The sequence below is a fragment of the Rhodomicrobium sp. Az07 genome (genome assembly GCF_018619475.1).
GTDB lineage: Bacteria > Pseudomonadota > Alphaproteobacteria > Rhizobiales > Rhodomicrobiaceae > Rhodomicrobium.
Genome location: NZ_JAHFZG010000005.1, coordinates 150,997 through 163,036 on the forward strand (window position 1 = coordinate 150,997; position 12,040 = coordinate 163,036).

10 protein-coding genes are annotated in these 12,040 nt (G+C 63.8%); all 10 read left to right on the plus strand.

What is annotated here, in order from left to right:
- The first annotated feature begins 1 nt into the window (after position 1).
- Complete coding sequence (gene bchB, locus KKP04_RS05640) at positions 2–1,585, plus strand: ferredoxin:protochlorophyllide reductase (ATP-dependent) subunit B (protein WP_215027819.1); 1,584 nt, start codon at positions 2–4, stop codon at positions 1,583–1,585.
- Positions 1,560–5,336, plus strand: a complete 3,777-nt coding sequence (locus tag KKP04_RS05645) for a magnesium chelatase subunit H (protein WP_215027820.1) — start codon at positions 1,560–1,562, stop codon at positions 5,334–5,336. Before bchB ends, KKP04_RS05645 begins: the two co-directional genes overlap by 26 nt.
- 89 nt (positions 5,337–5,425) lie before the next feature.
- Entirely contained in the window at positions 5,426–6,268 is an 843-nt protein-coding gene (gene bchL / locus KKP04_RS05650) for a ferredoxin:protochlorophyllide reductase (ATP-dependent) iron-sulfur ATP-binding protein (protein ID WP_251133933.1), read from the plus strand.
- A complete protein-coding gene (bchM, locus tag KKP04_RS05655) occupies positions 6,268–6,966 on the plus strand; it encodes a magnesium protoporphyrin IX methyltransferase (protein ID WP_215027822.1) in 699 nt (232 codons plus the stop codon). Before bchL ends, bchM begins: the two co-directional genes overlap by 1 nt.
- Positions 6,967–7,214: 248 nt before the next feature.
- Positions 7,215–8,621 carry a BCD family MFS transporter gene (locus KKP04_RS05660; RefSeq protein ID WP_215027926.1) on the plus strand — a complete coding sequence of 469 codons (1,407 nt, stop codon included), beginning with the start codon at positions 7,215–7,217 and terminating at the stop codon, positions 8,619–8,621.
- 22 nt (positions 8,622–8,643) lie between these two features.
- On the plus strand, positions 8,644–9,411 hold the full coding sequence (gene puhA / locus KKP04_RS05665; protein WP_215027824.1) for a photosynthetic reaction center subunit H: 768 nt from the start codon (positions 8,644–8,646) through the stop codon (positions 9,409–9,411).
- Positions 9,408–10,094 carry a photosynthetic complex putative assembly protein PuhB gene (puhB, locus tag KKP04_RS05670; RefSeq protein ID WP_215027826.1) on the plus strand — a complete coding sequence of 229 codons (687 nt, stop codon included), beginning with the start codon at positions 9,408–9,410 and terminating at the stop codon, positions 10,092–10,094. The genes puhA and puhB overlap by 4 nt, the downstream gene beginning before the upstream one ends.
- A gap of 20 nt (positions 10,095–10,114) precedes the next feature.
- The gene (gene puhC / locus KKP04_RS05675) at positions 10,115–10,564 is read left to right on the plus strand and encodes a photosynthetic complex assembly protein PuhC (protein ID WP_215027828.1); all 450 of its coding nucleotides are present in this window, start codon (positions 10,115–10,117) and stop codon (positions 10,562–10,564) included.
- Between the two features lie 302 nt (positions 10,565–10,866).
- Positions 10,867–11,037: a hypothetical protein gene (locus KKP04_RS05680; RefSeq protein WP_215027830.1), complete on the plus strand. Its 171-nt coding sequence runs from the start codon at positions 10,867–10,869 to the stop codon at positions 11,035–11,037.
- Entirely contained in the window at positions 11,034–11,894 is an 861-nt protein-coding gene (gene puhE / locus KKP04_RS05685) for a putative photosynthetic complex assembly protein PuhE (protein ID WP_215027832.1), read from the plus strand. The genes KKP04_RS05680 and puhE overlap by 4 nt, the downstream gene beginning before the upstream one ends.
- The last annotated feature ends 146 nt before the right edge of the window (positions 11,895–12,040 follow it).

A 12,040-nucleotide genomic window follows, 5' to 3' on the forward strand; every position in this document is an offset into this window, starting at 1 on the left:
GATGCAACTCACCGTATGGACCTATGAAGGCCCGCCGCATATCGGCGCGATGCGCGTCGCGACCGCGATGACGGGCGTTCATTATGTCCTTCATGCGCCGCAGGGCGATACATACGCCGACCTTCTGTTCACGATGATCGAGCGTCGCGACAAGCGCCCGCCCGTCACCTACACGACGTTTCAGGCGCGCGATCTCGGCACCGACACGGCGGAGTTGTTTCAGGCGGCGCTCGCCGAGGCGTATGAGCGGTTCAAGCCTCAGGCGATGCTCGTCGGCTCATCATGTACGGCCGAACTCATTCAGGACGATCCCGGCGGCCTCGCCGAAGCGCTTCATTTGCCCGTTCCCGTGATCCCGCTCGAACTGCCCGCCTATCAGAAGAAAGAAAACTGGGGGGCGGCCGAAACCTTCTACCGCATCGTTCGCACGCTCTGCGGCCCCCGTCAGGGCATGGAGCGCCCGAAAAACGAGCGTCCCCTCGCGAACCTGCTCGGCCCGACCGCTCTCGGCTTCCGCCATCGCGACGACGTCGTCGAAATCACGCGCCTTCTCGACAGCATGGGCATCGGCGTCAACGTGGTCGCGCCGCTCGGCGCTTCGCCCGCCGACATCCAGCGCATCCCGGATGCCGATTTCAATGTCGTGCTTTATCCTGAACATGCGCTGTCCGCCGCCCAATGGCTGGAGCGTTCGTTCAAGCAGCCCTATACGAAGACCGTTCCGATTGGCGTGAACGCGACGCGCGCCTTCATCGCCGAGGTCGCGCAGATTGCGGATGTCTCCGCCGACGTGCCGGAGCGCACACGGCTGCCGTGGTATTCGCGTTCCGTCGACTCGACCTACCTCACCGGCAAGCGCGTGTTCATCTTCGGCGACGCGACGCATGCGCTCGCCGCCGCCCGCGTGGCTTCGAAGGAACTCGGCTTCCAGGTCGTCGGGCTTGGCACCTACAGCCGCGAATTCGCCCGCGAGATTCGCGCCGCCGCCGCCGACTATGGCGTCGAGCCGCTGATCACCGACGATTACCTCGAAGTCGAAGCCGCCGTCCGCGACAGTAACCCGGAACTCGTGCTCGGCACGCAGATGGAGCGGCATATCGCCAAGCGCCTCGGCATTCCGTGCGCCGTGATTTCCGCCCCGATCCATGTGCAGGATTTCCCGGCGCGCTACTCGCCGCAGATGGGTTTCGAAGGCGCGAACGTGCTGTTCGACACCTGGGTTCATCCGCTCATGATGGGCCTTGAGGAGCACCTGCTTCGCATGTTCCGCGAGGACTTCGAGTTTCAGGAGGCCCCGTCGCATCTCGGCGCCGCGCCGCAAGCCCTCAAGGAAGCGCCCGCCGCGCGGGAAGTCGCGCCCGCCGCCGCTCCCGCGGAAGTCGCGGTCGCGCTTCAGCCCGCCGACACACCCGCCACGCCCTCCGCGCCCATATGGCTCGCCGACGCCGAGGCCGAGCTTCGCAAAATTCCTTTCTTCGTTCGCGGCAAGGCGAAACGGAACACTGAGCGCTACGCCGCCGAAAAAGGCATCTCGAACATCACGGTAGAGACACTTTACGATGCAAAAGCGCACTTCAGCCGCTAGCAGCACGCCCGTCCGCTTCGTCATTGTAACGCTCGACAGTCATCTGGCGAGCGCGGTCGAGCGCGCGAAGGAGACGTTGGCAGAAGAGTTGCCTGGCCTTCGCATCATGCTTCACGCCGCGAGCGAGTGGGGCCAGAACCCCGAGCTTCTCGACGAGTGCCTCGACGACATCCGCGAGGGCGACATCATCCTCACGACGATGCTGTTCATCGAGGAGCACATCAAGGCGGTGCTGCCCGCGCTCGAAGCGCGCCGCGACCATTGCGATGCGATGATCGCCTGCATGTCGGCGGCCGAGGTCGCACGCGTGACCAAGATGGGCGGTTTCAACATGGACGGCTCCGACAAGGGCGTCCTGTCGCTGCTGAAGAAGCTGAAACCGAAGAGAAAAGAGGGCGACAGTCAGCCCTCGAACGCCGGCGCGAAGCAGATGGCGATGCTGCGCCGCCTGCCGAAGATCCTGCGCTTCATCCCCGGCGCCGCGCAGGACGTGCGCGCCTACTTCCTCACGCTGCAATACTGGCTCGCAGGCTCCGACGACAACATCGCGCACATGGTGCGCTACCTCGTGAACCGTTATGCGAGCGGCCCGCGTCAGGCGCTGCGCGGCAAGATCAGCGCGGCCGAGCCGGTGGAATATCCGGAGGTCGGCGTTTATCACCCGACGCTGAAGCATCGCGTCGGCCACAGCATCGACGAACTGCCTTTCGCCAAGGGGAGCGACAAGGGCACCGTTGGCGTGCTCGTCATGCGCTCCTACGTGCTCGCGGGCAATTCGCTGCACTATGACGGCATGATCGAGACGCTGGAGAAGCGCGGACTGAACGTGATTCCGGCCTTTGCGAGCGGCCTCGACGCGCGCGAAGCGATCGAGCGTTATTTCATCGAGGACGGCAGGACGAAGATCGACGCGCTCGTCTCCCTTACCGGGTTCTCGCTCGTCGGCGGCCCGGCCTATAACGACGCGAAGGGTGCGCAGGAAATCCTCGCCAAGCTCGACGTTCCTTATATCTCCGTGCAGCCGGTGGAATTCCAGACGCTCCAGCAATGGGCGGGCGACGTCCGCGGCCTGATGCCGGTGGAAAGCACCATGATGGTGGCGATCCCCGAGCTTGACGGGGCCACGGGTCCGGCGGTGTTCGGCGGCCGTTCCGACTGCACCGACGCGCCGTGTCCCGGCTGCGAACTCGGCTGCGTCTTCCCGGCGTCGACCGCGCGCGACATGCATTCCTGCGTCGAGCGCGCCGACATGATTTCTTCGCGTATCGAGCGTCTGATCGCGCTCCGCAAGAGCGAGCGCGCGGAGCGCAAGCTCGGCATCGTCATGTTCTGCTTCCCGCCGAATGCGGGCAATATCGGGACGGCGATGTCGCTCGCTGTGTTCGAGTCGCTCTACAACACGCTTCAGCGGCTGAAGGCCGAGGGCTACACCGTCGAGGTGCCTGAGTCCGTCGACGCGCTGCGCGAACGCATCATCGGCGGCAACGCGGCCCGCTACGGTACGCCCGCGAACGTGCTCGCCCGCATCCCGGTGAACGACTATATTCGCGCCGAGAAGTGGCTGCCGCAGATCGAAAAGGCGTGGGGCTCCGCGCCCGGCCGCCAGCAGACCGACGGCGCGACGGTGTTCGTGCTCGGCGAGACGTTCGGCAATGTGTTTGTCGGCATTCAGCCCGCGATGGGTTACGAGGGCGACCCGATGCGCCTGCTGTTCGAGCGCGGTTTCGCGCCGACGCATGCATTCTCCGCCTTCTACCGCTGGCTGCGCGACGATTTCGGCGTGCATGCGCTTTTGCATTTCGGCACGCATGGCGCGCTCGAATTCATGCCCGGCAAGCAAACCGGCCTTTCGGGAGATTGCTGGCCGGACCGCCTGATTCGCGACATCCCGAACTTCTATCTCTATGCCGCGAACAACCCGTCCGAGGGCACGCTTGCGAAGCGCCGCAGCGCTGCGACGGTCGTCAGCTACCTGACGCCGCCCGTCACGCAGGCGGGGCTTTATCGCGGGCTGCTCGACCTCAAGGCGTCGGTGCAGCGCTGGCGCGAATTCACGCCCGAGACCGTGGACGCCGAGAAGGAAGCGCTCGCTGCGCTCATTCAGGCACAGGCTTCAGCCGTCGATCTCGCCGAAGCCGAGCCGCAATGGCCGACGGGCGAAGTCGAGGGCAAGGTGGCGGCGCTCATCAATGCCGTGATCGAACTCGAAGAGACGCTGATCCCGCACGGCCTCCACGTCGTCGGCAAGACCGCGACCGACGACGAGCGGCGCGACCTTCTGTCCTTCGCGGCCGAAGCGCTCGACGGTTTCAGCCCATCCCACGATCTGATCCGCGCCGTGGCGGGCGGGCAGCCCCCCGAGGACGCGCTGAAGCGCGCCGGGCTCGAACGCTCCGAGCAGAACATCGGCAAGCTCGCCAAGCTCGCGGAGATGTACAATCATTTGGGCGAAGACGCGGAACTGCCCGCCATCGTGCGCGCGCTCGACGCCTGCTACATCCGCCCCGTCGCGGGCGGCGACATCATCCGCAATCCCGACATTCTGCCCACCGGCCGCAACATCCACGGTTTCGACCCCTTCCGCATCCCGAGCGTGTTCGCGATGAAGGAGGGCGAGAAACAGGCAGCGCGGCTTCTCGACCGGCACATGGCGGAAGGCAATGCGCTGCCCGAATCGGTCGCGTTCGTGCTGTGGGGCACCGACAACCTCAAGACGGAGGGCGAGCCGATCGCGCAGGCGCTTGCGCTCATGGGCGCGCGCCCGCGTCTCGACAGCTACGGTCGCGTTTCGGGCGCCTCGCTCGTGCCGCTGAAGGAACTCGGCCGCCCGCGCATCGACGTGGTGATGACCATGTCCGGCATCTTCCGCGACCTCTTGCCGCTGCAAATGAAGCTGCTGGCGGAAGCGTCCTACGAGGCCGCCATCGCGGACGAGCCGCTCGACCAGAACTTCATCCGCAAGCACGCGCTCGCCTATCAGGCGTCGCAGAAATGCGACATGGAAACAGCCGCGCTTCGCGTCTTCTCGAACGGCGACGGCGCTTATGGCGCGAATGTGAACCTGCTTGTCGATTCGGGTGCGTGGCAGGACGAGGACGAACTCGCCGAAACCTACAGCCGCCGCAAGTCTTTCGCCTATGGGCGGCAGGGCAAGCCGATGGCGCAACCGGCGCTGCTGAAGACGATGCTGGCGGACGTCGATCTCGCCTATCAGAACCTCGATTCGGTCGACCTCGGCATCACCACCATCGATCAGTATTTCGATACGCTGGGCGGCATCACGCGGTCCGTGCGGCGCGCGAAGGGCGGCAAGGATCTGCCGGTCTACATCGCCGACCAGACGCGCGGCGAAGGCAAGGTGCGCACGCTTTCCGAGCAGGTTTCGCTTGAAACGCGCACGCGCGCGCTCAACCCGAAATGGTACGAGGGCATGCTGGAGCACGGCTATGAAGGCGTGCGTCAGATCGAGGCGACCGTCACCAACACGATGGGCTGGTCGGCGACGACAGGGCAGGTCGACCCTTGGGTCTATCAGCGCCTCACGCAGACCTATGTGCTTGATGAGACCATGCGCAAGCGGCTCGCGGCCTTGAACCCGACGGCTACCGCGCGCATGGTGAACCGTCTGAACGAAGCATACGAACGCAACTACTGGAAGCCGGACGACGAGACCCTCGACGCTCTCCGCAAGGCGTCCGAGGAACTCGAAGACCAGATCGAAGGGGTTGGCATGGTAGAGGAAGCCGCATGAGCATGTACACGCGCATACCGGCGCAGCCGATCCCGCAATATCGCGCCAAGGGCGCCGCAGGCCAGGATAATGGCGACGGCGAAGGCAGCATGCAGGTGCATCTCGATCCAAACATGAAGATCGGGAACGCGAAGGTGTTCGCGGTCTACGGCAAGGGCGGCATCGGCAAGAGCACGACGTCGTCGAACCTGTCCGTCGCGTTCTCGAAGCTCGGCAAGCGCGTGCTCCAGATCGGCTGCGATCCGAAGCACGACAGCACGTTCACGCTCACGAAGAGCATGATCCCGACCGTGATCGATGTGCTCGAAACGGTGAATTTCCACACCGAGGAGCTCCGCCCCGAGGACTACATGTTCGAGGGCTATAATGGCGTCATGTGCGTCGAGGCGGGCGGACCGCCCGCGGGCACGGGCTGCGGCGGCTATGTCGTCGGCCAGACGGTGAAGCTCATGAAAGAGCATCATTTGCTCGACGAGACCGATGTCGTGGTGTTCGACGTGCTGGGCGACGTGGTGTGCGGCGGCTTCGCGGCGCCGCTGCAATATGCCGAGCGCGCTCTGATCGTGACGGCGAACGACTTCGATTCGATCTTCGCGATGAACCGCATCGTCGCGGCCATTCAGGCGAAGTCGAAGAACTATCGCGTGCGCCTCGGCGGCGTGATCGCGAATCGCAGCCGCGCGACGGACGAGATCGACCGGTTTAACGCGGCTATCGGTTTGAAGCGCATGGCGCATATCCCGGATCTCGACTGCATACGCCTCTCGCGCCTCAAGAAGAAGACGCTGTTCGAGATGGACCCGTCCGAGGACGTGGAGCGCGCACAGGCCGAGTATCTGCAACTCGCGAAGGCCATGTGGGACGGCTCCGAGCCGCTTGAGGCCAAGCCGATGAAAGACCGCGATATCTTCGAGTTCCTGGGGTTCAACTGATGACGACGCAGTCCTACCTCGATCGCCGCCACGACCTGAAGACCTATTTCGACAGGACGGCGGCGGATGCGTGGGCGAAGCTGACGACGGATGCACCCGTCAGCGGCGTGCGCGCGACGGTTCGCGCAGGCCGCGACCGCATGCGTGCGACGCTCATGAGCTGGCTTCCCGAAGACCTCACAGGCGCGCGCCTTCTCGACGCGGGTTGCGGCACGGGGCTTCTCTCGGTGGAAGCGGCAAGGCGCGGTGCGCATGTCGTGGCGGTGGACCTCTCCCCGACGCTCGTCGGCATCGCACAAGAGCGCATGCCGGACGATGTCGGAGAACGAATCGAGTTCTACTCCGGCGACATGCTGGACGCCTCGCGCGGCCGCTACGACTTCTGCGTCGCGATGGATTCGCTCATCCATTACAAGGCGGACGACCTCGTGAGCGCGCTTTCCGGACTCGCGGCGCTCGCCGACCAGAAGGTGCTCTTCACTTTTGCGCCGAGGACGCTCGCGCTCTCGGTCATGCACAGCGCAGGCAAACTTTTCCCCCGCTCCGATCGCTCGCCGGCCATCGAACCTATTGCGGAAACCAAACTTTCAGGGATGATCGCGAAGGATAGCCGCCTTTCGGGCTTCACTCAGGGGCGCTCGGAGCGGATCGTGAACGGATTCTACACTTCGCACGCGATGGAGTTGGTCGCCTCGTGACGGATGTCGGCGGTCATAAGAACGTGGAACCGTCCGGTGCTCGCAAGGGGACACCGGACGAAGCCGTTTCCCCGCCTGAATCGACCGAATCGCACGCCCGTCAACCCGCCGAAGCTCCGCCGTTGCCCGACGCTGGCGAATCTTTCCGCGCCACGATCGCAGCCGTACCTCCGGCGCAACCGGCCAGCGCGCAAAAGCTTTCCGAAGGCCAGCACCCCGGCGCGGCCTCGCATCCCAGCTCTGCGTACATTTTCCTGAAGCGCCTCGGGCCGAAATTCCTGCCCTTCGCCGACGCGGCCACCCCGCAACTCCCATTGCATCGCCTTTTGCGCCTGTCGCTGTTCCAGGTGACGGTCGGCATGGCGCTGGTGCTCGTCAACGGCACGCTGAACCGCGTGATGATTCTCGATCTGGGCGTGCCCGCGTGGCTCGTCGCGCTGATGATCGCGATCCCGCTCGTTTTCGCCCCGTTCCGCGCACTCCTCGGTTTCAAGTCCGACACGCACCGCTCGCTCCTCGGCTGGAAGCGTGTGCCTTACATCTGGTTCGGGACGCTCATCCAGTTCGGCGGACTCGCCATCATGCCGTTCGCGCTGATTCTCCTCTCGGGCGACACGCAGGGGCCACCGATTCTCGGTCAATTCGCCGCCGCGCTTGCCTTTCTGCTCGTCGGCGCGGGCATGCATACGACTCAAACAGCCGGACTGGCTCTCGCGATGGACTTGTCGCCGCCCGAAAAGCGACCGAGGGTCGTCGCCTTCCTTTATGTGATGCTGCTGATCGGCATGAGCGTGAGCGCGCTGCTTCTGGGCGACCTGCTTACGAATTTCAGCCAGATGCGGCTCATCGAGGTGATTCAAGGCACCGCGGTCGCGACCATGGTGCTGAATATTGTCGCACTGTGGAAGCAGGAGCCGCGCAGGCCCCGCCGCCTCGTCGACCACGAGCCGAAGCCGGATTTCGGCGAGGCGTGGCGCACCTTCATGTCGACCGGGAACTGGAAGCGCATCTTCGTGGCGCTGGGTCTTGGCACCGTCGGCTTCAGCATGCAGGACATCCTGATCGAGCCCTATGGCGGTCAGGTTCTCGGCATGACGGTGTCGCAAACCACGGCTCTGACTGCCTTTTTCGCGCTGGGCGCCCTCGTTTCGCTCGCCATAGCCGCGCGTCGACTCGACGCTGGCGCCAATCCGCACCGGCTCGCCGCTCAAGGCGTGATGATCGGCCTTCTGGCGCTGGCGGCGTTCGTTTTTTCCGCACCCGTGGGCGAGCGCCTTCTGTTTGAACTCGGCGTCGTGGCGCTCGGATTTGGCAGCGGCTTTTTCGCGGCGGGGACGTTGACAGCCGCAATGGAGCTTGCAAAAGCCTCTCAGGCGGGGTTAGCGCTTGGTGCTTGGGGTGCGGTCGGCGCCTCTGCGACAGGAGGCGGAATTGCACTTGGCGGCGCGATCCGCGACGTTAGCGAGACCCTTGCGGCGAACGGTAGCCTCGGTGAGGCGCTAATGCGCACAGACACAAGTTACCTCATTGTCTATCATATCGAAATTGCCCTGTTGTTCGCGACGCTCGTGGCCATCGGCCCCTTGGTGCGCACAGCGGGTGATGCATCAAGGCAAAAGCCGCCGCAATTCGGCCTAGCTGATTATCCGGGTTGAGAAAAAAACTTTGGAGGTATTAATGCCAACCGGCGCTCTCACATCCCATCTCGACGTCGCCCAGGTGACGTTGTATGCGTTCTGGATCTTCTTCGCGCTCCTGATCCTCTACCTGCGCCGTGAAGACCGGCGCGAGGGTTATCCCCTGATCAACGAATCGACGGGCAAGCCGCAGAACGACGGCTATCTCACGATCCCGGACAAGAAGATCTTCCGTCTTTTCCACGGCGGCACGACGACTTCTCCCCAGCCTGCGAAGCCCGAGCGCGAGCTGAAGATGAAGCCCCTCAGCAGCCACCCCGGTTCGCCGTATGTGCCCACCGGCAACCCGATGATCGACGGCGTCGGCCCGGCTTCCTGGGTGCAGCGCCAGGATGTGCCGGATCTGACCTACGACGGTCTGACCCGCATCGCTCCCCTGCGCGTCGCTAACGATTACGCAATCGACGAGCACGACCGCGACCCGCGCGGCTTCACGGTGTACGGCGCCGATGGCGTCAAGGCCGGCAAGATCCGCGATGCATGGCTCGACCGCTCGGAAGTCATCATCCGCTATCTCGAAGTGACGACCCCGAAGGGCCGGAATGTTCTCGTTCCCTTCACGATGTCCAAGATCGACCAGGGCAAGGGCAAGGTCGTCCTCGAATCGATCCTCGGAGCCCAGATCGAAGACGCGCCGAAGCTTGCCAATCCGGACCGCATCACGCGGCTCGAAGAGGACAAGGTTTGCGGTTACTTCGCTGGCGGTGTCCTGTACGCCACTCCGGCTCGCCAGGAGCCCCTTTTATGAGTGAATACGACTACGAGCCGGTACGGGGCCTCCCGTACCAGCTTCCCGAGGATGAAAAAATCCTCTGGCAGGGATCGCCTCAATGGCGGTCCCTGGCCGTCCATATCTGCCACGTGCGCACCATCACGCTTTACTTCGCGGTCTTGATCGCGTGGCGGTTTCTTGTTCCCGTCCTCGACGGGAAGCCGGTTTCGGACGCTTATGAACTTGCTGCCTTTCTCGCGCTCCTGAACGGCATTGTCGTCGGGATGGCGGTGATCTGGTCCATTCTTCTGGCCAAGACGACGATCTACACGATCACGACGCGGCGCGTGGTGTTGCGCTATGGGATCGCCTTGACGAAAGCCGTCAATGTCCCGCTGCGCCTCGTCAAGAATGTCGGCATGAACCGGCACTCGAACGGCTGCGCGGATATCGCTTTCGAAACGACGGGCCAGGGCCGTATCGCCTATCTCATTTTGTGGCCGCATACGCGGCCATGGCATGTCTCGCCGACGCAGCCGATGTTACGCTCCGTGCCGGAAGCGGAAAAGGTTGCCGAAATTCTCAAACAGGCTCTTGCGCCGTTTGCCGCGCAGAGCGTAGATGAGAATGAGAGTAAAGAGACGCAGGCTGCGACCGATCAGCAGGGTGCGGAAAAGAAAGAATCTGACCTCGGTCAGCCCGCTGCCGAGGCAGCATAATCGAATGGAAACGCACCGGCATGCTCAAGGGTGTGAACAAAGCGCTGCTTCTTGGAAGCACGGCAGTTGCCGTTCTTCTTGTGATCGTAATCGGCACGAGCGTCGTCGACAGGCTTGACGGCGGCGTCGCGGACGCATCGCGCCGCCCGGTCACTCATCGCGCGGTCATTTTCCGCGACGCCCCCTCGGGGGGGATCGCGGTTTACGATCAGGGGGCGACCGAGCCCTTCCAGATCCTGGAGCGCGAGAAGAATACGTTCATGGCCACTTCCTTACGCCTCCTTGGGCAGGTGCGTCAGGTGCGGTCAAAGGCGGGGTCGGACGCGCCCTTTGTCATCACACGTTGGAACGACGGCAAGCTGACGCTGACCGATCCATCCACCGGCGAGACGCTCGAACTCGCCGCTTACGGTCAGAGAAACGCAGATACCTTCGCGCAACTCCTTCCGCAGGCGAGCGTGCCTCGATGATGTCGGTTCGAGGAGGAGAAGAACTCCCTCGAAGGGGCATACAAGGTTACGGGATGAGTGCCGCCCAGAAGCCGCGACGCGCCCGCGAAAATACTTTGGCCGCTCGCTTCGAGTGGACGCAGCATGCCGTCGCCGGGCATCCGGGCTTCCAGGCGAATCGGCCAGGTTCAAGAGCAGCCAAGCTCGCCTCGGCACTCCGCGCGCACGCTCCCCGCTGGAGAAATTTTCGCACCCCGAGCGTCCCATCCCGGCAGGTGACGCTCGATGAGCCGCGAAAGGTCGGTCGGCGCTTAGACGGGGGCATGGAGTACGTAGCGGCGCGTCCCGCTACACGCCATCTCGCGTCAAGGGTTGGACCTCGCGTTTGCGGGGATCGCGGCGGCGCGCTCGGCGTGATCGAATTCGGCGTCGGTTACGCGTCCCGCACCACAGTCGGCGTGGCCGTGATCGGCGTAGCGAGGGCAGAGCATTGACACATTACGCGCTTCCGGCCCTCTACGTCCTGTTCGTCTGGTGGTTCAGCACCGGCGCCGTTCTGTATCTCAACAACCTGCCGAAACGCACCTACAAATGGAGCGTGCTCGGCGGTACGCTCGTGCTTCTCGGTTCGCTCTACGGCCTTTACGCTTCAAGCCAGAGCCAGACCGTGCTCGCGGCCTATGTCAGCTTTACCTGCGGTCTTCTCGCGTGGGCCTGGACGCAACTGACGTTCTACACCGGCATGATCACCGGACCGCGCAAGACGGCCTGCCCGCCCGGCTGTTCGGGCCCGCGTCATCTTTGGCACGCGGCCGAAACCTGCCTTTATCATGAGGCGAGCGCCGCGCTTCTCGGCGTGGCGGTGTGCTTTGCGACACTCAACGGCACAAATCACATCGGGTCTTGGACCTACACCGTGATCTGGCTCATGCATGCAAGCGCGAAGGTGAACGCGGTCCTCGGCGTCCGCAACCTCAACGACCATTTCTTCCCCGAGCACCTTCGCTACCTGAGTTCCTTCCTGCGCAAGAAGCCGATGAACCTCCTGTTCCCGGTTTCCATCACCGTTTCGACGGCGTTCGCGGCAGTCCTCGTGCACAAGGCGGTGGAGATGCAGCACTCGCCCTTTGAGGCGCTCGCGCTCACCTTTGCTATCGTGATCCTGGTTCTCGGCATTATCGAACACTGGTTTCTCGTGCTCCCCATCCCCGCCGAAGCTCTGTGGAACTGGAGCGTGAGAGCCAAGAAAGCGATCGTGAAGCCGGAGCCCGTGAGGCTTCCCGAAATCGCCGATGCGACAAAACCCGCGCCGACGCGGCTTCGCATCGTGGCAAGCCGAGGCGACATCTAGACCAGAGCCGGATCCGATCAGGTTGTCGCCCGTGAACTTCTGAGTTTTCAAGCCTTGCTAGGCTGGGCTTCGCGTATAAAGGCTTGCAAGAACAGGTGCAACAAAACCCCGAGCCATGCGAGCAGGCGGCGGCCTGGAATTCGTAG

Bases quoted from the DNA above. Each gene is read 5' to 3' on its own strand.
- puhC (WP_215027828.1), top strand. From the start codon at position 10,115: ATGCTCAAGGGTGTGAACAAAGCGCTGCTTCTTGGAAGCACGGCAGTT.
- bchL (WP_251133933.1), top strand. From the start codon at position 5,426: ATGCAGGTGCATCTCGATCCAAACATGAAGATCGGGAACGCGAAGGTG.
- bchB (WP_215027819.1), top strand. From the start codon at position 2: ATGCAACTCACCGTATGGACCTATGAAGGCCCGCCGCATATCGGCGCG.
- bchM (WP_215027822.1), top strand. From the start codon at position 6,268: ATGACGACGCAGTCCTACCTCGATCGCCGCCACGACCTGAAGACCTAT.
- KKP04_RS05680 (WP_215027830.1), top strand. From the start codon at position 10,867: ATGGAGTACGTAGCGGCGCGTCCCGCTACACGCCATCTCGCGTCAAGG.
- puhB (WP_215027826.1), top strand. From the start codon at position 9,408: ATGAGTGAATACGACTACGAGCCGGTACGGGGCCTCCCGTACCAGCTT.
- KKP04_RS05645 (WP_215027820.1), top strand. From the start codon at position 1,560: ATGCAAAAGCGCACTTCAGCCGCTAGCAGCACGCCCGTCCGCTTCGTC.
- puhA (WP_215027824.1), top strand. From the start codon at position 8,644: ATGCCAACCGGCGCTCTCACATCCCATCTCGACGTCGCCCAGGTGACG.